Raw genomic sequence first — 20,742 nt, 5'->3', positions numbered from 1 at the left:
AGGAGGTGAAAACATCATGGAAAAGAAAACATTAGACGTACAAGGCATGTCATGTGGTCACTGCAAAGCAGCAGTCGAAGGAGCATTGAAAAACTTAAATGGCGTATCAGTTGCTGAAGTTCACTTAGAAACAGGTAAAGTAGATGTTACTTACGATGAATCTAAAGTAAGCGTAGATGCAATGAAAGAAGCAATTGAAGAAGAAGGCTATGATGTTGTATCATAAAATTACATTACACCAGTATGGGAGTTCGTGGTTAGACATGAACTCCCTTTTTGGTGCAGAGGAGGGGTATCATGAACAAAATAATGGAGAAGTTGCAGACATTTTTGCCAGTAAGAGCGTATGATGAAGTATCGGAGTATGAAGACGAAATTTTTGATATTTTTGATGCAAGTTCAGATGAAGTCATCGGGAGCTATTCACTGAATGAAAAGGGAGAGTTAGTAAGCTACTCGTTAGTGGATGATGCACCTGAGGGGAAGCTTAAGAAAGAAGAATTAACGGCGGTTGCGAAAAAATTCGTTGACACCTTTTTCCCAGGGCAGCAAGAATACGAGTTTTCGGGAATCCTAGATTTAGATAATCCCTATATGGTGACATATGAAAAAAGAGATGAGAAATATGGTTTGTTTATACATAGCACTGGTTTTACAATAACGATTTCGACCTCAGGTCAAATCATGAGTTTTTACAGTACAGATGAAGACTATGAGATTCGTTATTCTGATATCGTTGTATCTGAAGAGGAAGCTTTGGAAAAATACATCGAAGGACTAGACTTCGAGTTAAATATTCAACAATTCGATCATGAAGTTTATAAAAACGGAGATAACAATTACCACCTTTCTTACAGTGTGATTGAGCAAATCATGGAGATTCCTGTTGATGGTTCAGATTCTCCAAGTATAAGAGAAGAATATCCAACCGATTTGACCATAGTAAAACGTGATTCCCCTATCCAGGATGTATACGAACTAGTCGGTCTAACATCTGATTATACAGTTTTAGATATGCAGGTAGAGGATGGGAAACGGATTGAAGTTTGGACCAAGCAAGAATCTCTAGATTCGTATTCTTTTGATATGGAAGAAGAGTCCAATCATGTGATAAGACTTTGTTTTGATGAGAAAACAGTGTGCCTTTTACAAGTTAAAAATGGAGAAGAACATGATAATAATGGGGAAGAAATTGGCTTAGAAAATGCGCAAGAACTGGCAATGAGTTTGTTGTTTAAACAGTTTCCTGATGCACATGAACGATTTAGACTCGAAATCTTTGAAACGGAAAACGATGAATTCGATGATGAGTTTGAGGATGATATTGAAGAGTTTGAGGAAGAAGCAGCATTTGAGCTTGAAGAAGATTTAAATGAAGCCGAATTGTTTGATGAGGAGTTCGAAGATTGGGAAGAGGAGTACGTTGAAGTTGAGGAAACCTACACCTTCTATGTTCACTTATTCCATCAGGGGCTGCGAGTTGTTAATCATGTGACAGTAATCGAGGTTGGAAGATATACAGGAAAAATAACTCATTTCAACTTGGACGTTCCATCCCTGGATCAATATAGCAATCTACCGACCAAACCTATTATTTCAGTTAATGAGGCAAAAGAAATTTATAAAAGGCATTTGAAAATGGAACGAATGTTTATTCGTGAGTATGATGAAGACGGAAAGTCTATTTATACCCTTGCCTATGTAGCAGACTTTCCAGATACAGTAGGCCACGTCCGTGCGATTGACGCAATTAGTGGGGAAGCGATGTATGTGGATGTGGGTGACGCGACGTTTATTAAGTGATTTTTGTAAAGCAGTCCCTAGGGGCTGCTTTTGATTTGGTTTGTTCAGTGTTAAAAAAAGTTTACATACATTAGGGGGGTATAGTAAACTAGGAATACATATAGTCTATAAATATAAAGTGATATATACCTACCGGGTGTATTAAATAGGGGTGTGTTTATGATGGGAGACGATGTGAAAAAAATTAAGATTGCCATAAATGGAGGCATTGGATTTGGTGCAAAACTGAATGCAAAGCAACTTGTGGCTATTTCTAAATATATGAATGATGATGAGGAGCTAGAATTGACGACATTTCAACAGCTCTACATCGAAATCCCCGAAAATCAAAAGGAAGAAATCATTGAGGAATTCGAGCGGGAGGGGTTAACTTGTTATCCAGTCGGAAATTTCGTTAAGAGTTTAAGAACGTGCAATTTTTGCAAAGGGGAAGAGGAAGAAGGCATGCCGGTTGCAAAAGAGATCAATCGACGTATTGCTGGGAAGCCTGTCCCATTTACGCTTAAGGTGGCGTATACGGGGTGCCCGGTTGGTTGCGGTGAGCCGCTTGTTAACGATATCGGAATTATGAAAATGAGAGACCAATATGATTTATATGTTGGTGGGAAAGCGAAAGGAAAGGATGCTGAGGTTGGTACCTTGCTGAAGGAGAACCTTACACCAGAGGAACTTTATGATTCTATCGATAAAATCATTTCTACATATGCAGAAAAAGGTAAAAAGCGGGAGCAATTTTATAAATTTGTTAAGCGAATAGGGATAGACCAACTTATTAGCTAAAATAAGGCACAGTGTACCTCTGCTAATTAACTGTATAAAAAGAATGTTCTTTCATTTATACTTGGAATATATTTAGGAAATATGGAAGTGTTGTGAATGAATGATTATTTAAAGTCAGATTGTACTCAATGTTTTGGATTATGTTGTGTAGCCCTACCTTATGGTAAATCATCAGATTTTCCCTTTAATAAAGACGGTGGAGAGCCATGTCGCAATTTATGTTCAGACAATCGATGCAAGATTCATGAGGGATTAAGGGAAAAAGGGTTTCGTGGATGTGTTTCTTATGAGTGTTTTGGAGCTGGTCAACATGTCTCACAGACGATTTATAAAGGGCATGATTGGAGAGAGAATTCAGAACGAGCCAGCGAAATGTTTGAGGTTTTCCCCCTTGTGCAACAACTTCATGAAATGCTTTGGTATCTCAATCAAGCATTAAATTTAAGGGAAACTCAGTCGTTTCATTCAGGTCTGCAAAACCTGTACAACGAAACGTTACAATTAACGGAGAGAACGCCTGAAGAAATTTTACAAATTGACATTGTCTCTCATCGAAGTAAGGTGAATGAATTTTTGCTGGAATCTAGTGAATTGTACCGAAAAGATTTAACTGAAAAAAATAAAGAGAAACAAAAAAGGAAGGGTCTCGATTTCGTAGGAGCCAATCTAAAAGGCGCTGATTTACAGGGGGCTAACTTTCGAGGAACTCTACTAATAGCAGCTAATCTGAGCCATGCTGATTTAAGAAAAGCTGACTTTATTGGTGCAGACCTTAGGGATGCAGACCTAAGTCATGCGAACCTAATTGATGCTATTTTTCTAACACAGTCTCAAATCAATTCTGCTAGAGGCAATGTATATACAAAAATCCCAAAATTTTTAAATAGACCAACTCATTGGCTAAAATAAACTTGCTTGGGACACGAGAAATGGGATAGAGTGTTTGCGGTTAATACAACGAGTGTGATGCGCGCAACCCGTAAAGTACTGCCAATCTTTTTAGAGAAAAAAGCTGGGGTTATTATCAATGTGGCTTCTGCAGGCGGACTTCAAGGGGCAAGAGCGGGTGCAGCTTACACAGCTTCTAAGCATGCGGTTGTTGGATTTACGAAAAACACTGGATTCATGTATGCGCAAAAGCTTGGGTCACAAATGGTGATCCAAGCTTTTTTGCATATTTTATAATTAACCTTCAAGTATAGGTCCTAGAGGGATCCTAATAAATATGATTTAAAAGTTTTTCCAACGTATCGAACCATAACCAGTATGAGGGTGTCCTTTGGATTGAACTTTAAAGTATTCATGTTCTAATTCGGGCAGGGATAATTCAAATAGATGTTTTCCATCCTTTTTATATTTATTACACTCAATTAGTTTCCGAATGATTTCATTTTTACGGTTCTCAACATCTTTTAATAAGGCCATCATCATAACTCTCCTTTCGTAATTGGCTTTTTAGAAGACCCAATAACAAGATAAGAAGAGGCTTTTTTTATGATTAGGATAACCTCACTTATCTTTCAAGCTTGTTAGCTTGCAGGATTTAGCACAGTATTCAAAGAATCTGTTGCTGAGGTTTCACAGGGCCAGCCCCTCCACCTCTCTTGATAAGTTTTATGAATTTTATAAAACTGAAACATCTTATATATAGTTTAAACTTATTATTCCGATATGTCTACTTGAAATTAAAGTGTGATGCAAAATGTAATGAATTCGTAAAATAACGAGGGTAATCACGAAAAATATTAAATCACTTTGAAACGGAAAAAAGAGACAAGGTTCATTAACCCTATTTAGGTTAATTAATCTATCTCTCAATCCCATATTATGATCTTGATTTGATTACCAGAAGGGTCCTCTGTCGTAATGACCTCATTTTCTTCTGTAAATTGAAATCCTACTAGTATTAATACCATATTCGTCTGGGACAGTGGACATGTGTCCTATTAAGCTTCGCCGACGACTGTAAATCTTTGGTTAAGATGTTTTGGGTTTTCGATTTCGTCGACTACTGCAATGGCAAAGTCAGCATAGCTAATGTAGCTTTCACCTTTAGAGTTAACTAGTAAATTGTCTTTACCAGTTTGATAGGCACCAGTTCTTTTTCCCTCTGGATCGAAAAATGCCGAAGGACTGATAAAAGTCCAAGTGATATCTGCTGTTTCTTTTAGTTCTTGAAGGTTTCTTGCTTGACCTTTTCCTGTTGGTTTGACAAAGTCAGGAAATTCAGGAGTGTCGATGAGTTGAAGAGTTTTTGCCTCATCAACATAAAGACTTCCTGCACCACCCACAACAATGATTCTTGTATCTGTTCCTTTAACAGCCTCAATTAATGCATGGCCAGCAACTACATGGGCTTGTTCTTCACCAAGTGGTGCACCAAATGCATTGACCACTACATCGAGATGTTCAACATCGGCTGATTTTAAATCTAATACATTTTTTTCTATAACAGACACCTGAACGTTTTGCACCTTAGATGCATCTCTAACGATTGCTGTAACTTCATGTCCTCTTTCAACAGCCTCGTTTAAAATAAGGCTTCCTGCTTTACCGCTTGCACCAATAATTCCAACTTTCATGATCTGTTCCTCCTATGTGGTTTAACTTGTAATTTAATTGATTACATGTAATGATTATAGTTACATGTGTTGTAGATGTCAATACATTCAACTTTTAAGGTATAATAAACGTATGACTAGGAATGAAAGAAAGGTGACAATCGATGTCCATCAGTAGCCGATTTTCTGTTGGAATTCATATACTTTCCCTCATAGAGATAACGAAAGACGGGGAATGTTCATCAGGATTTTTAGCATCAAGTGTGAATACAAATCCAGTAGTTATTAGAAAAATTATGGGAATGCTTAAAAAAGCAAACTTAATTGAAGTACACCCAGGAGTTGCTGGTGCAAAACTAAACAGAAAGCCAGCAGAAATTACAATGCTAGATGTGTATAAGGCTGTTGATGTGGTAAGAGAAGGAGAGCTGTTTAGCGTTCATGACAACCCAAATCCAGAATGCCTCGTCGGTAGGAATATACAAAATGCAATTGAACCCTTATTTGCACAGGCTCAATTCGCCATGGAAAAAATTTTAGCAAACGTAACCCTAAACGACATCATAAATGGCATCAATGACAATGGGACAGAGGGACAGGTTCGTCCCAGATGAGATGAACTTTTTAATGTAAGAAGAAGGACAGGAAGCGTATACCGAAAGTGTACGCAACCTGTCTTTATTTTAATTGTTAGAGGAAATCTTCTTTAGTTGTCGAAATAAAGTACTTGAAAAAATAAATTAGAAAGGATGACTAATTAAAATCACTAATTAGGAGTGAGATCGTGAACCATGATCATGAAAGTTTAATAGAATCAAAGAATATAATCAAAGCATTAGCAAATGGATTGAACCCAATTACCGGAGAAAAAATCGGTGACGAAAGTTTTCTACATGACCCCAGTATCATAAGACCTTTATTCTTCCTAACTCAATACATCGAAAAGCTACCTACTTCCCCAATTAAGAAAAAGAAACCTAAATCCTTTAAAATTACCCAAAATGAAAAAAGTCGAATTGTGTTACCGGCTGGTAAAATAGGTGTTAATAAATTCGCACATGCTGTTAATGAAGTCTTAGATGAAAATAAAAGCAAAAGGTTAACTGGAGTAGTGATTAATAAAAAATTAAAAGCCTTAGGTATACTCAGTGAAGACACAACGGAAACCGGTAAGACAAGAACAATCATGAACGATCTATCAGAAGGATATGGAATAGAGTCTGTGACCATACAATTTAACAAGAAAGAATATCAACAAGTGGTTTTTAATGATATTGGTAAGCAGTTTTTACTTGATAACCTTGAGAAGATTATGGGGATTGAAGGGAAATCATAATAATAAGGGGCATTTTACAAAACTAAAAAAATACTAATGAGGGTGTCGATCCAAAATGGATGGATGCTCTTTTTTTGCAAATAAAATACTATATTTGACAGGGCTTCTGGTTAAAAATGGAAAAGGAAACAACAAATACATCGTATATGCTAGGACTTTTGGATATTAGTGGAAAAGGTTATAACATAAACAACATATATATCGAGGGTTTTGGATATATGTGGAAAAAGTTACTACAAAAACTTCATATATGCTAGTGATTTTGGATATTAGTGGAAAAAATCATCATAAACAACATATATACCAAGGGTTTTGGACATATATGGAAAATGTTATAACATAAACAGCAAATATACTAGGACTTTTGGATAAAATTAGAAAATGCCATAGCAGAAAACACCATATACGACTAAAACGCAAAATGAACAAACCATTCTTTACACTTTCTTTATACTTTTCTGGTCTATTAATTTATACCTACTACTTATGCTAAGTGTAACAACATCGAAAGGATGATAGTGATGTCAGAAACGATTCTTAAAGCAACCAATGTTTCAAAAATATTTGGTAAACATAAAGCACTGGATAAGGTATCGATCGAAATCAAACGTGGTATGATTTACGGCTTAATCGGGGAGAACGGTGCTGGAAAATCAACCTTCATGCGCATCGTTATGGGATTAATCAAAATCGATGAGGGAAACATCGAGTTGTTTGGGGAAACAAGTTCGAGGGGATTGCAACAGGCGCGTCGAAAAATGGGTCAATCGATTGAAACGCCAGCCCTTTATCCGGAATTAACGGCCCGAGAGAATCTAAAAGTACAAGCAGCAAACGGGGGTGTGAGCAACCGAGAGATTGATGATTTACTTCGCTTAATGAACCTTAGTCATACTGGTAAGAAGAAAACGAAAAACTTCTCGTTAGGGATGCGCCAACGTTTAGCGATTGCCTCAACACTTATTACAAACCCTGAATTCTTAATTTTAGATGAGCCGATAAACGGTCTAGATCCATCAGGAATAGTAGAAATGCGTGAAATTATTCAACGATTGGTTACAGAAAGGGGAATCACTGTTTTACTTTCAAGTCACATACTTGATGAGCTTTCGCAAATTGCTACACATTACGGTATTCTTCATAATGGAAAAATCATTAGTGAACTTTCAAAGGAAGAACTGGCTCGTGAAACTCGTCAATACATCGAAATAGAAACAACTGAGATTCAAAAAGCAGTTGTCGTACTAGATGAATTAGGAATAAAGGATTACGCGGTAGTAAATAGCTCTGAAATTAATATATACGAAAAATTAGATAATGTCGCTGCAATCAATCGTTCGTTAGTGTTAGCTGATGTGGACGTTTCGCGAATTGGAACAACTAGACAAAAACTCGAAGATTATTTCTTACAATTAACAGGGGGAAACACTCATGCTTAATCTTTTAACAGCAGAGAGAATTAAATTATTTCGAAGTAAAAAACTATGGATTGTTTTAAGTATTTTTTCGTTACTTCCTATCTACCAAGCAATTAATAGCAGAATAGCCGTGCATTATGGAACAAAACTTGTTCAAGCCATTGATACAGTTATTAATGGAGCAACAGGTATTTTAATGATGGAGAAAAATGCTTTAACCATTTTACTTGTCATAAGCGCTTTTGTCAGTTTTTTTGTTGGAGAAGAATTTCAAAATGGAACAATTCGAAATGCACTTTCATTAGGGCGTAGCCGCACACATTATTATCTCTCGAAATTTGTGACAGCCGCACTCCTAACTTTATTTAGTGTCATTTTACTGACTGCAATTGGTATGATAAGTTTTTCAGTAGTATTTGGTTTTGGAGAATTTGCAGGTATTAGTGATTATTTTAGCTTTGCTTTCAAAGCCTTTAGCACCCTTTATTTATTAATTTTAGCAAATGTTTCAATCTATGTAGCGATTAGCTTTTTAACCAAGAATAGTGCTATCTCCCTTGTTTGGAGTTTTATATATACGATTGGGACGGGTTTTGGTGCGGGGATTTTCCAACAAACCGAACATTTTAAGCAGGTCACATTCTGGTTTACGGAATCATTCTTGTTTTATTCAGACTTCGCTAGTCCGGTTGATATTGCGAGATATCCTGAGATGGTATTGGTAAGTATCATTACAATTGTGTTAACATCAGGTTTAGGAATTCTATTTTTTAACCGAACTGATATTAAGTAGGTCGATCAAAATGGGAACAATTTTAATTATTGAGGACGATATGGCGATTCACTCGCTTATTAAAGAAGCATTGGAGTTACACGATTTTCAAACACTCAGCGCATTCTCAGGGACTGAAGGGAAATTGTTATTTGAACAAAATCAGGTCGATTTAGTTCTTTTAGATTTGATGCTTCCAGGGATGATTGGTGAAGATTTTCTTCAGCAGATCCGAAAAAACTCTACTGTTCCCGTAATTGTGATTTCGGCAAAAAATGATCAGGATTCGAAATTGCAACTTTTAACAAATGGGGCAGATGATTACATCATAAAACCTTTTGATGTGAAGGAACTTCTTGCACGGATTCACATTCAATTGCGTCATGCAGCAAGTTCTTCAGTAAGTCAAATGAAAGAAATTCATTATAAAAATATCAGTGTGAATATAGATACTCGTGAAGTTGAAGTCAACGGCCAACAGCTTCATTTGACTGGTCGCGAATACGCAATTCTTCTCCTATTTCTAGAGAATCCTCAAAAGGTGTTCAGTCGTGCTAATATCTATGAAAGTGTATGGAATGAACCATTTTTTGATAGTGAAAAAACGATTAACATGCATATCAGTAATTTACGAAACAAACTCAACTGTGAGGGTACAGTCTATATTAAAACGGTTTGGGGAATAGGCTTTAAGTTTGATTAAGGAAGGAGCGTGAATGGTATGTGGGGATGGATATTTGTCACACTTGCATTAGCGCTTCTTCTTTATATTTACTTCTTAAAACGAGAACTCCGTAAATTAAAACATGAGATTAAGGACTTACCGACCCGTACTGGCTTTGGGGGAAGGCTTTCACTTGATTTTCGCGAGAAGACATTGATGGATGTAATCGATGAATGGAATCAATTAATTGATACATTTGAAGAAAAAAACCTCCAGGCAAAGCAGATGGAAGAGAATGTGAAGTTATCGATTGCTGGGCTCTCTCATGATTTACGGACACCACTTACGTCGATCAAGGGTTATGTTGAACTCCTACATACGACAACGGATGAAACAAAAAGGGCGCACTATTTAAAGATTATCGAACAATCTGTTAAACGACTGATAGATATGACCGATCAATTTTATGATTTGGCGCGAATTGAAACGAACCAAAGAGAAATAGAGTTATCATCAATTATTCTCTCTAACTTAGTTGAAGAAATCTTTTTGTCCTTTTATGAACAACTCGAGGAAAAAAACATCGAACTCCAATTTCCTGAACACATAAATGATAGACAAATTATTGCTGATAAATTAATGCTCATTCGAGTTATTCAAAATATCGTTCAAAACATCCTTCGTTATGCTAAAAGTAAAGCGATAATTAGCTATAGGAACGAGGGCAACTATCTAATCTTTAGCGTGAAAAATGACGTCAAACCCGATAGCAAAGTTGCTGTTGAAAAAGTTTTTACCCGATTTTATACGGAAGTTACGAGTCGAACAAATACAGAAGCAAGCGGGTTGGGGCTTTATTTATCTAAAAAGTTAGTTGAAAAAATGAATGGAAAGATGGAAGCAGAACTCAATGCAACTTGGTTTATCCTTAACATTCAATTTCCAATCAATTTGGGACAGGTCTATGCTGAGTCGAAATAAATAAGAAATCGAGAGTTTTGCAAATATACTTTGCAGACTCTCGATTTTTTGTATATACTTTTTTGCATCTATCATTCTGTTGAACTTTTGATTAGAATTGAAAGATAGATTGATATAGTAAATGGGAATTTTTGGTGGGACACGGGACCTGTCCCTCTGACCCAGCAAGCAACTTTTGTCTGACAGAGGAGTAGTGTTTTATGAATGAGGAGTTTTTGTATATTGTTGTGATTATTGCGCTGGGGTATGTGTTGAAGCGCATTGGGATTTTGCAGGAGAAGGATGGAGAGACGATTTCCAAGATTATTTTTAAAATTACGCTACCTGCGTTAGTGCTTGTGACGTTTGATACGGTTGAAATTGAGCTGAACCTTATTTTAATTCCGATTATTGTTCTTATTTATGGAATCATCATATCTGTCCTGGGCATGGTTATTTATAAAAATGAGAAAAGAGAGCTAAAGGGTTCGTTTTTGATGATGTCGTCCGGTTTTAATGTTGGTTTATTTGCGTTTCCACTTGTTTTTGCAATTTGGGGAATCGATGGATTGACGTATTTTAGTATATTTGATGTGGGAACATCCTTAATTGTCTTTGGTATTAGCTATATTTTAGGTAGCTATTTTTCTGAAGAAGGCTTAAGTCTCAAACCGATTTCGATTGTAAAAAAACTTACGAAATCTATTCCCTTGATGACGTATTTGATTGCAAGTACTTTAAATTTAAGTCATATTAAATTACCGGAAATGGTCATTAATGTGGCAAGTACCATTTCACAAGCTAATATGCCACTGAGCTTATTACTTTTGGGGCTTTATTTAAATTTTAAATTTGAGAAGCAATTTTTGAAGCCGATGTTGAAATTTTTAACGTTCAGATATGGAGTGGGCTTGCTGATTGGAGTCACCTTGTTCTTTCTGCTTCCATACGAGGATATGTTTCGATACACAGTATTAATTGGTTTGCTGCTTCCGGTTGCTTCATCAGTCATCCCATTTGCGGTTGAATTCAAGTACAGTAATGAAAGCATTCGGTTAATTGCAACGGTTACGAATATTACAATCTTGGTGAGTATCGTAATTTTATATGTATTTGCCAATCTAATCTAACAAAGTGGTCCGTTTCCGGACCACTTTTTATATCTGAAAGGGACTGAGAAACTCATCCCTTTTTTTGATCTTGTTTTCTCATATCAAACAAACCTGTTGAGATCTCATTGAGTTTATTGAGAAATCGGTTAAAGCCAAATCCGACAAAGAAGGCGACACTGACCTGTGCGAATGGACCATCAATATTGTCGGTGAAATCAATCATTAAAATCCCACTTTGAATGAGTGTGACAGCGATGACTGCTGTTCCCGTCGCAAAGAGGGGGAAGAAAATATACATGACCCAATGACGAGGATCAATTAAACTATCGTTCATATAATGGGAACAGAACATATACAGATGCCGAAGTGAACCGCCAATAGCTCCGGCAAAGAAATAATATAGGAACATTTTAATGTTTTCTTGGATGTGGAGTGTCTCATCAAGTGCACCAACCCACAGTACACCTATTGCTAAAAAACTGCCAAAAAATAAAACTGAGAGGTAAATTAAAATAAAGAACTTCAACCAACGTTTCACATTATCACCCCATTTACTACAATGTATGGAATGGTTTTGGAAATGGTGTCTAGGAAGCCAAGGTTTGTTGGCCATTTAGGATAAGGGACCTATGTCTCATTGGAATATTTATAAATGTTGGTGAATAGGATATGGGGATTCTTTTGTGAGGTGGTGTTTGCGTGAATACGGGTAAAATAGCGAAGCATTTAAATCAGCTTGTCTTTTCATTATTACTGTCCGGTTACAAGAGATGTAAGCCTGACTGGTATAAGCCGTTCCGAGAGCAGCCACACCATTCCATTTGGTTTATTACAAAAGGAAGTGGTGAAGTAACTATGGACGGTACAAAGTATAAGTTGAAACCTGGTAAACTAGTTATTTTTAGGCCGGGGATGATCTGTGAAAAAAAGACATCCTCATCAAACCCACTTGAATTTTATTTCGTTCGCTTTACATATGCAATAGCTTTTGAGGAAAAAGGGCATTGGATTTTTGAACGTCCCGAAGCAACATCCTTTCCTTTACAAGGAGTGTTTCCAATTACAAATACGGGAAATATGATTCATGTGTTAGATCAAATCCATCAACTTTCCAAACGCAGAGGACCCGCAGTGGCGATGCAGCGAAGATTGCATTTTCAAGAATTATTGCTGATGATTATTCAGGACTTTCGCTCGCAAAAGATTACAGGAAACTCGACAATGGCCATCGATACCACTATCGATTATATTGTGAATCATTATCATGAACATATGAATCTTTCGGAATTAGCTAAGATGGCTGGTTTGAGTACGAGTCATTATGCACGTCTATTCAAAGAATATGTGGGCTATAGCCCGATCGATTACTTAACCCATGTTCGAATTGACCGAGCAAAAGAACTATTGGCGATTTCCGATTTTCGAATTAAAGAGATCAGCCAAAGTGTCGGGTATCAGGATGAATTATATTTTAGTCGCATTTTTAAAAGAATCGTAGGTGTTTCACCGACTCAATTTAGTGATAACCACAAGACATTTGTAAGCTCAACGAAAAATGACTACCATATTTCTGATGAAAAACGGAAATAATGGTAGTCATTCACCTATTAGTGATACAGTTTTGTTTTTTGTTTTTTAGACATTTGTTGCTTGTTTTGGCTCATACATAAGCGATAATATGCGCCTTTTTGTTGAAGAAGGCGGGCGTGGGTGCCCGTTTCTATAATTCTTCCTTTATCTAAAACAATGATATTATCTGCATGCTGAATGGTGGAGAGGCGGTGCGCTATGATAATCGTTGTTCGGTTTTTCGAAATTCGTTTTAGGGTATCCTGTACAACGATTTCAGTTTCTGTATCAATATTGGCAGTAGCTTCATCTAAAATTAAGACGTCAGGATTTGCCATCATCGCTCGTAAAAAGGAGAGAAGCTGTCGTTGTCCAGTTGATAACACCGTTCCTTGTTCTCCAAGTAAAGTTTCGTATTGTTGTGGTAGGTTTTTAAAGAAGGGGTCAATCCCAACGGATTTGGCTGCTTTTCTTATTTCTTCATCACCGATTGTTTTATTATTTAGGCGAATATTATCAAATACAGTTCCTGAAAATACAAAACTGTCCTGTTGGATAATCCCCACATGCTTTCGCAACTCACTTATTTCAACATCCTTTATTGATACCCCATCTAATGTGATACTTCCTTTTTGAATATCATAAAAACGATTGATTAATTGTATAATAGAGCTTTTCCCTGCACCTGTTGCGCCAACAATACCGATGGTTTCTCCAGAAGCGATGGTGAAACTGATATCTTTTAACACCCAATCTTCTGACTGGTAGGCAAACCATACATTCTTAAACTCAATTTTTCCGTTCACCTTGTTTGGAAGCTTAATAGGGTCTACATTATTCACAATCGTGGGCTTTGTCTCCAATGTATCAAATATCCGTTCTGCAGATGCTAGAGCTGCTTGAATTTGATTAAACCTGTCGGCAAGACCTCGTAATGGTTCGAAAAATTGCCGTACATAGTGGGTGAACGCATACACCACGCCAAACGTAATGGCACCGTCTAATACATTTCTGCCTCCATACCAAATGAGTAATGCCATCGAAATATTACCAAAGAAGCCAATGGAAGGATTAAAAATCGAATTTAATACAGTTTGACGCATCCCGGCCCGATAATGTTCTTGATTCAATTCATTAAATTGCTCTAATTGCTTTTCCTCACGAACAAAAATTTGAATGATACTCATTCCTGACAGATTCTCAGCTAAATAGGCATTTAATTTACTCAAGACATAACGAACGTATCTTTGCGCGTTTCGAATAACCTTTTTAAAATAAAACGTAAGTAGGGCGATGAACGGAATCACTGTAAAACTAATCAATGTAAGCTTAACGCTCATTTGTAACATAATTACGATAATCCCGAGTAGCAATAAGATTTCACGTATGAGATTTACAATGACTTGAGAATAAAGTTGGTTCAATGCTTCAACATCATGTGTAATTCTTGTGACAAGTCGACCAATTGGATTTTTATCATAAAATGAAACCTGCATACGAGACAAGTGCTTCATAATCGTTTGCCGGATATCGTAAATGACGGATTGACCTGTAAATTGTAAGGAGTTATTTTGATAATACGTAAGGACGGATGAACCAATAATCAACACAAAATAAAGCACACCAAGCCAAATCATTCCTGTGTAGTCCTGGCTGCGAAATAATTGCTCCACCTCTCCTTGCAAGGAAATAACAGGGTAGGCACTGTCGTTAATGGTAATTCGATCGTTTATAATCTCATAGTTATTTGGATTCTTTAATCCATTATTCCAACCATGGATGAGGTAGTGTGTTCCATCGATTGAAACAATGCTTGCTTTTTGCACACCAGCAGGTAGCTCATCTCCAGATTCTGTTACACGAAAATACGTATAACCCTCAAAAGACGTAACTTCTTTCCCTTTTATACCTTGTTCTTCGAGTATATGTAATGCTTGGTCTTTTTCGGATTGTTCGACATAAACCATGGGTGCATAGATTCCATTAATATGATTGTCAATCGCGACTTTAATTAGATAGGGCTGGGCCAGACTTGCGATAACAATCAAGGTTGTCAAAAGGAGAGAGAATACAAAGAGCTTCCAATACGGTTTTGCAAACGCAAGAATGTTTCGTAATAATTGTTGATCACTATATTTTTTGAGTTGGTTTGTTTCATTCTTTTCGATCATCGATTCCTCCTCTTAATCGCAATCGGTTTCCCATTTGAGTCGGCGGGATGTACATTTAGTCCGGTCAACTGCTGGTTATGCATTTTTTTATACACCCCATTGTTTTTTAAAAGGGTCTGATGTGTCCCTCTCTCAATAATTTTTCCTTGGTCAAGTACAATGATCTGGTCAGCGTGCTGAATCGTGGAAATTCGGTGGCTAATTAGGATTGTTGTGGTCTCTTTCATCTTCGTTTTGAGTGTGTGTAAAATATTTTTTTCTGTTTTCGAATCAACAGCAGACAAGCTATCATCAAAAATCATGATAGGTGCTTCTTTCACCAAGGCGCGAGCAATGCTAACCCGTTGTCGTTGGCCTCCTGATAATGACAAGCCGCGTTCCCCTAAAGTCGTTTCAAATCCTTGTGGCAACTCTTTAATATCGTGATAAACATGGGCTTGTTTTGCAGCAAGTCCCACTTGGTGATCTTTATATCCCTTTGGATCAAATCCGATATTTTCCTTGATGGATGTGGAAAAAAGAAAATGATCTTGTGGAACAAACCCGATTGATCGTCGCAGCATTTTAAGCGGTATATCCCGAATATCTGTATGGTCGATATAGATGGTTTTTCGAGGTGGATTGTAGATTCGTAGAAGTAGATTAACAAGGGTTGATTTGCCGCTACCGATTTTTCCAACAATAGCTAAGGTTGTGCCTTTTGGTATGTGTAAATCAATGGAAGAAAGTGCATGACCTTGTTTATTTTGATACGAAAAAGATAGCCCTTTAATCGTAATGTCGCCTTGAATCGATGGGATGTTTACAATTCCGTCTTCGTCTTTAATAGAAGGTTTTGTAGAAAGTACATCTCTTAAGCGTAAATCGGCCGCGGATCCCTGTTGAAGTAGATTAATAACTTTACCTAAATTTTCAATAGGACCAACTAAAAGTGATAAATACGTATTAAAGGCGACAAATTCACCAAGTGAAATGGTGTTTTGCATAACTAAAATGGAACCAAACACAATCGAGGTAAGGTAGCTGAGCCCAACGATTCCTTGACTAAGTGAGTTGAAAAGGGAGTTGGACCGAATTAATTGTTGATTTGCCTCTACATTGGTTTGATTGTCCTGTTCAAATTTTTTTAATTCAGATTTTTCTTGGACATATGTTTTAATGATTCTGATTCCGGAGCAATACTCCTGGACTCGGCTCGTTAAGCTGCCAATGGCTTCTTGGACAAGATTTGAGTGCATTCTAATTTTTATGCGAAATCGATAGGCCAAGTAGGTTAAACCAGGGAGTGGTAAAAGGACTAACAATGTTAAATACAAATCAATGGTCGTCGCCATCATGATGACTGTCACTGTAATAAGTACGGCGGCTTCTAATGTTTGGAATACACCTTGCATACCAATTTGCCTTAAGACATTTACATCATTAACAGCATGTGCCATTAAGTTTCCAATCCGTTGCTTTTGATAATACTCTGTTTGCAGAGTCTCCCAATGAGAAAATAACCGTTCACGAATATTACGTTCTAACAGTCTTGATAAACGAAAAATATAAATTCTGCCTGTAGACCTGAAGGCGAATACACCAATACCTACTATTACCATCCAAAGGGCAATCTGGATTAGTTCATCGCTGTTTGTAGAAAAGGTTTGTAGACCATCTGTGAAGACTTCAAGTAACATCGGTACAACAAGTTGCAATATGAGGGAAATCGTAACCAAAATGGTACCCATTATATATCCCCATCTATTTTGAATCAAATGCTCACGAAAAATAGGTTTCACATTCAAATCCATCACCTTCTAAAAAATGTCGTAAAGTAAGATTACCGCATTACTTACAAAGGTAACATGGATTTCCCTATCAACTTACATGGACTATCTTGCTATGGAAGGGAGCACGTCTGTCACGTGTTGGTTGGGGTGAACAAGTGTGGTACGCATGTGGGTCGTGGGTTTGGGTCGCATGCTGGTTGCATGTGGGTCGCAGGGACAGGTCCCGTGTCCCAGTTTGTGGGACACGAAAACTTGTGAAAAAATTAGCACATGTTTGGTGGTATTAAGCCGTTGTGTAATACGGCAGGTAATGTATCGTGAATGTATGGTGGTGCTGGGCGTAGTTTTGGTGCTTTGGCTAATGGTTGAGGGTTTTCTACATATTTAAATACACCTTCGCCATCCATACTCGGACCATTTGCCCATCTACCTGTAGCACTTTCGTTTCCACGAGAGAAATTGAATAGGACATGAGAAACTTCACGTTTTTCCAATTCACGTGGGAATGTACTTGGTACGACAATATTTTCTTTTGATTCAAGTTCATAAATAGCAGCTATCCACTGATTTTGATGCATCGTGTCTCTTGCAATTAACCATGAAAGCATATCCTTTACACCACGGTCAGTTGTTGATTCATACAAACGAACAACTTGTAAGCGACCTTGAGATTCAGCGTTCAAATTTGCTCGGAAGTCAGCTAACAGGTTACCGCTCGCGATAATGTAGTCAGCTGTCCAACGATTTCCTACACTATCAGCCGGCATTGCCCCAAGCCCTGATACGATTGCGTGTTGTGGGTTCATACCACCTAGAATTGCTCCAATCACAGGATCTTGTGCAGCAATTTCCTGGTCACCAACCGGAGCGCCATCAAGTAACCTAGCAATCATTGTTGCTAACATTTCGATGTGGGCAAGCTCCTCAGCGCCTGTGTCCATAAGTAAATCTTTATATTTACCATCTGCACCTCGTACATTCCATCCTTGGAATAAGTATTGTAGAGCAACAGAAATTTCGCCAAATTGCCCACCTAGGACCTCTTGAAGTTGTTTTGCAAAAAGCGCATCCGGACGATCTGGTTTCGCTCGGTACTGTAATTCTTTAATATGATAGAACATCGTTTGTCAACCTCCATATTTAAAATCAAAGAATCATAGGACTCTGTATAAAATGCCTATGTTAACTAGAATATGAAGCCGTAACAATTAGGTGTTTATATTAGAAAAAATGGGTGTTTATCCGTGTTCAATACATAGTGTGGAGCGCTAGGGCGCAGATGTTCTTGGTGAGAGGTACTCTCATAAAATTGAAATGGATTGAATGAACGATACAAAATATCTGTTCAAGTATTGTAACTTTATCTCGTTTGATTCGTAGGTAAAGGAGTGCTATGTTTGGATTAATGTAGGATGGGACGATGGACCTGTCCCTCTGTCCCAGGAGCTATCTGCTCATGACGGGTGTGCATTGTTCCAGGAAGGAGTAAATAGGTATGAAGAAAGAGGATAATGGGTTGAGGCCGTTTTTTCGTTTGATTTTGTCGACGAATATTCCGAAGGCAGCGCTGACTCTTGGTTTAGTTGGGAGTATTATTACAACATTTGTGGGGCTTTCGATTCCGTTATTAACGCGAGAGCTCGTGGATGGATTTTCCGGGATATCGATTAATGGTACTCTAATCGCGATTATTGCAGCCGTGTTCCTTTTACAAGCGGTGATTGATGGAGTATCAACTTATATGCTTGCTGCAGTTGGTCAACGGATTGTAGCACGGTTGCGTGAGAAAATGTGGGAAAAGCTCATCCGGTTACCGGTCAGTTATTTCGATAAGCAACAAAGTGGGGAGTCGGTTAGCCGAGTTGTCAATGACACTGGAATAGTAAAGGATTTAATTTCACAGCATTTCCCGCAATTTATCACTGGTGTTATTTCAATCATTGGGGCCATCATCATTTTGTTAATTATGGATTGGAAAATGACACTTCTCATGCTCGTTTCCGTTCCGCTTACGATGGTCATCATGATGCCACTTGGAAGTAAGATGGCGAAAATCTCACGAGGCTTGCAGGATGAAACCGCCACATTTTCTGGAAAAATACAACAAACGATTAGTGAGATTCGATTAATGAAGTCTTCAACTGCTGAAGGCTTTGAAGAGGAAAAAGGAGTCAACGGTGTTCGTAACCTACTTACATATGGATTAAGAGAGGCGAAGATTTTCGCGCTAATCGGTCCGATTATGTACACCATCGTCATGATTGTAATTGTAATCATTATTGGGTATGGAGGAATCCGTGTTTCTAACGGATCAATGACAACAGGATCACTTGTTGCATTCCTTCTTTATTTATTTCAAATTATTTTTCCGATTACATCATTTGCGATGTTTTTCACGCAACTGCAAAAAGCAAAAGGTGCAACAGAACGGATTATTGATATCATTGACCTTCCATTGGAAGAAGGTCAGCAAGGAAAAGACCTTGATATTTCGAATTTACCGATATATGTTGAACATGTATCATTTGCCTATAGTGATGAGGAGCCAGTTATTCAAGATGTATCCTTTGTGGCAAAGCCAGGCCAAATGATTGCATTTGCAGGACCAAGTGGTAGCGGAAAAACGACGATGTTTGGCTTGCTGGAACGATATTATGAGCCAACAACTGGTGAAATTCGAATAGGTGACATACCTATTCACGAGTTATCACTAGAATCATGGCGAAGTCAAATCGGTTATGTCTCACAGGAAAGTGCGATGATGGCGGGAACCATTCGTGAAAATTTATGCTATGGTTTAAAAAATGCAGATCAGATATCAGATGACCGCTTATGGGAAGTGGCAAAAATGGCTTATGCGGATGAATTCATTCGTGCTTTTTCACATGGATTAAATACCGAAGTAGGCGAGCGCGGTGTGAAACTATCCGGTGGTCAGAGGCAGCGGATTGCGATTGCCCGAGCCTTTTTACGGGATCCAAAAATTCTAATGATGGACGAGGCAACGGCAAGCCTAGATAGCCAATCCGAGAGTATTGTTCAAGAAGCATTATCGCGACTCATGGAAGGTCGCACCACCTTTGTGATTGCTCATCGATTGTCAACCATCGTGGACGCCGATCAAATCATTTTTATTGAAAAGGGAACAGTCACAGGTAAAGGGACACATCAGGAAATGACTGAAGGGCACGAACTTTATAGAAGTTTTGCAGAACAGCAGTTGACATAGTGGGACGTAGGGACAGGTCCGTTGACCCAGTTGGGACACAGTACTTGTCCCTTTCGTCTATTTTTTCTTTGCTAAGTCTCTTCAATTTGACGTCAATGGTGGCTTTTCTAACCATTTGTTAGCAATCATGATGGGAACAAATCTCCAAGTAGATTAATTTCTCTTTACATAAAGGAAATATTAAAGGAATACATATTGTTTAATCTACAAAAGGTGATTAAACATATTGATTCTACATCTGAAACAATTACATAAGTAGAATGGTTGAGGTCGAATATAAAATAGAGATGCATTTATTTATATGTAGGTATTATATCCAAATAATTATATGTGATTATATTTGTAATAAATTGGTTGTTGATAGGAGTTGATTAAAATGATAATATTAATTTTGTCGTTTCGATACAAATAAATAAAACGACATATTTCTAACTTGATTTGTTTAATTTATTATGTTAATATAATTTTATGTTCTTCGAATCTATGAAATTAACACTTTAAAAAAAGTGTTGACTTAATACGATGAAACATGATATATTAATAAAGTCGCTTTTGAGCGACGGTTAAATAAGTTCTTTGAAAACTGAACACAATA

Annotated in this window: 19 protein-coding genes, 1 pseudogene and 1 riboswitch; of the genes and pseudogenes, 14 read left to right on the top strand and 6 right to left on the bottom strand. The window is 37.5% G+C overall.

What is annotated here, in order from left to right; translation table 11 throughout:
• Positions 1–16: 16 nt before the first annotated feature.
• The 5 genes and pseudogenes from copZ to CKJ95_RS00880 all read left to right on the top strand — a co-directional run.
• A complete protein-coding gene (gene copZ, locus CKJ95_RS00900; protein ID WP_099351536.1) occupies positions 17–226 on the top strand; it encodes a copper chaperone CopZ in 210 nt (69 codons plus the stop codon).
• 71 nt (positions 227–297) lie between these two features.
• The gene (locus CKJ95_RS00895) at positions 298–1,803 is read left to right on the top strand and encodes a YcdB/YcdC domain-containing protein (protein ID WP_099351535.1); all 1,506 of its coding nucleotides are present in this window, start codon (positions 298–300) and stop codon (positions 1,801–1,803) included.
• 162 nt (positions 1,804–1,965) lie between these two features.
• Positions 1,966–2,583 carry a nitrite reductase gene (locus CKJ95_RS00890; RefSeq protein WP_099351534.1) on the top strand — a complete coding sequence of 206 codons (618 nt, stop codon included), beginning with the start codon at positions 1,966–1,968 and terminating at the stop codon, positions 2,581–2,583.
• Positions 2,584–2,679: 96 nt separating this feature from the next.
• Positions 2,680–3,492 (top strand): pentapeptide repeat-containing protein, encoded by an 813-nt coding sequence (locus CKJ95_RS00885; RefSeq protein ID WP_099351533.1) that lies wholly within the window; start codon positions 2,680–2,682, stop codon positions 3,490–3,492.
• A 15-nt stretch (positions 3,493–3,507) separates the two neighbouring features.
• A pseudogene (locus CKJ95_RS00880) lies at positions 3,508–3,717 on the top strand (SDR family NAD(P)-dependent oxidoreductase); the annotation flags it as partial.
• 96 nt (positions 3,718–3,813) lie between these two features.
• On the opposite strand, the gene CKJ95_RS00875 reads toward CKJ95_RS00880, so the two are convergent.
• Positions 3,814–4,011: a Fur-regulated basic protein FbpA gene (locus CKJ95_RS00875; protein WP_257215692.1), complete on the bottom strand. Its 198-nt coding sequence runs from the start codon at positions 4,009–4,011 to the stop codon at positions 3,814–3,816.
• 82 nt (positions 4,012–4,093) lie between these two features.
• Positions 4,094–4,197: riboswitch (SAM riboswitch) on the bottom strand.
• Positions 4,198–4,529: 332 nt separating this feature from the next.
• Entirely contained in the window at positions 4,530–5,165 is a 636-nt protein-coding gene (locus CKJ95_RS00870) for an NAD(P)-dependent oxidoreductase (protein WP_099351532.1), read from the bottom strand.
• A gap of 143 nt (positions 5,166–5,308) precedes the next feature.
• Here CKJ95_RS00870 and CKJ95_RS00865 point away from each other — a divergent pair, with 143 nt between their 5' ends.
• From CKJ95_RS00865 to CKJ95_RS00835, 7 genes are all read left to right on the top strand, one after another.
• Positions 5,309–5,758 (top strand): Rrf2 family transcriptional regulator, encoded by a 450-nt coding sequence (locus CKJ95_RS00865; protein ID WP_099351531.1) that lies wholly within the window; start codon positions 5,309–5,311, stop codon positions 5,756–5,758.
• A 170-nt stretch (positions 5,759–5,928) separates the two neighbouring features.
• Entirely contained in the window at positions 5,929–6,480 is a 552-nt protein-coding gene (locus CKJ95_RS00860; protein WP_099351530.1) for a hypothetical protein, read from the top strand.
• A 521-nt stretch (positions 6,481–7,001) separates the two neighbouring features.
• Positions 7,002–7,919 carry an ATP-binding cassette domain-containing protein gene (locus CKJ95_RS00855; protein ID WP_218962736.1) on the top strand — a complete coding sequence of 306 codons (918 nt, stop codon included), beginning with the start codon at positions 7,002–7,004 and terminating at the stop codon, positions 7,917–7,919.
• Positions 7,912–8,691 (top strand): ABC transporter permease, encoded by a 780-nt coding sequence (locus CKJ95_RS00850; protein WP_099351528.1) that lies wholly within the window; start codon positions 7,912–7,914, stop codon positions 8,689–8,691. Before CKJ95_RS00855 ends, CKJ95_RS00850 begins: the two co-directional genes overlap by 8 nt.
• Positions 8,692–8,701: 10 nt before the next feature.
• Complete coding sequence (locus CKJ95_RS00845; protein ID WP_099351527.1) at positions 8,702–9,373, top strand: response regulator transcription factor; 672 nt, start codon at positions 8,702–8,704, stop codon at positions 9,371–9,373.
• An 18-nt stretch (positions 9,374–9,391) separates the two neighbouring features.
• Complete coding sequence (locus CKJ95_RS00840; protein WP_099351526.1) at positions 9,392–10,315, top strand: sensor histidine kinase; 924 nt, start codon at positions 9,392–9,394, stop codon at positions 10,313–10,315.
• Positions 10,316–10,515: 200 nt separating this feature from the next.
• Positions 10,516–11,424: an AEC family transporter gene (locus tag CKJ95_RS00835; RefSeq protein ID WP_099351525.1), complete on the top strand. Its 909-nt coding sequence runs from the start codon at positions 10,516–10,518 to the stop codon at positions 11,422–11,424.
• Between the two features lie 52 nt (positions 11,425–11,476).
• Here the strand turns inward: CKJ95_RS00835 and CKJ95_RS00830 are convergent, their stop codons facing one another.
• Positions 11,477–11,944, bottom strand: coding sequence for a hypothetical protein (locus tag CKJ95_RS00830; protein WP_099351524.1), 468 nt, complete (start codon positions 11,942–11,944; stop codon positions 11,477–11,479).
• 161 nt (positions 11,945–12,105) lie between these two features.
• Between CKJ95_RS00830 and CKJ95_RS00825 the strand changes: the two genes are divergently transcribed.
• On the top strand, positions 12,106–12,996 hold the full coding sequence (locus tag CKJ95_RS00825) for a helix-turn-helix domain-containing protein (RefSeq protein ID WP_099351523.1): 891 nt from the start codon (positions 12,106–12,108) through the stop codon (positions 12,994–12,996).
• A gap of 17 nt (positions 12,997–13,013) precedes the next feature.
• Here CKJ95_RS00825 and CKJ95_RS00820 read toward each other — a convergent pair whose 3' ends face one another.
• The 3 genes from CKJ95_RS00820 to CKJ95_RS00810 all read right to left on the bottom strand — a co-directional run bounded on the left by CKJ95_RS00820 (position 13,014) and on the right by CKJ95_RS00810 (position 18,039).
• Complete coding sequence (locus tag CKJ95_RS00820) at positions 13,014–15,146, bottom strand: ABC transporter ATP-binding protein (RefSeq protein ID WP_099351522.1); 2,133 nt, start codon at positions 15,144–15,146, stop codon at positions 13,014–13,016.
• Complete coding sequence (locus tag CKJ95_RS00815) at positions 15,143–16,876, bottom strand: ABC transporter ATP-binding protein (protein WP_180271382.1); 1,734 nt, start codon at positions 16,874–16,876, stop codon at positions 15,143–15,145. Before CKJ95_RS00815 ends, CKJ95_RS00820 begins: the two co-directional genes overlap by 4 nt.
• 305 nt (positions 16,877–17,181) lie before the next feature.
• On the bottom strand, positions 17,182–18,039 hold the full coding sequence (locus tag CKJ95_RS00810; RefSeq protein WP_099351520.1) for a manganese catalase family protein: 858 nt from the start codon (positions 18,037–18,039) through the stop codon (positions 17,182–17,184).
• A 374-nt stretch (positions 18,040–18,413) separates the two neighbouring features.
• On the opposite strand from CKJ95_RS00810, the gene CKJ95_RS00805 reads away from it, so the two are divergent.
• Entirely contained in the window at positions 18,414–20,147 is a 1,734-nt protein-coding gene (locus tag CKJ95_RS00805; protein ID WP_099351519.1) for an ABC transporter ATP-binding protein, read from the top strand.
• Positions 20,148–20,742: the final 595 nt, after the last annotated feature.

Origin of the sequence: Fredinandcohnia onubensis, from assembly GCF_002734285.1 — a bacterium.
Taxonomy (GTDB): domain Bacteria; phylum Bacillota; class Bacilli; order Bacillales; family Bacillaceae_L; genus Ferdinandcohnia; species Ferdinandcohnia onubensis_A.
This window is presented reverse-complemented; position numbering and strand designations above follow the sequence as displayed.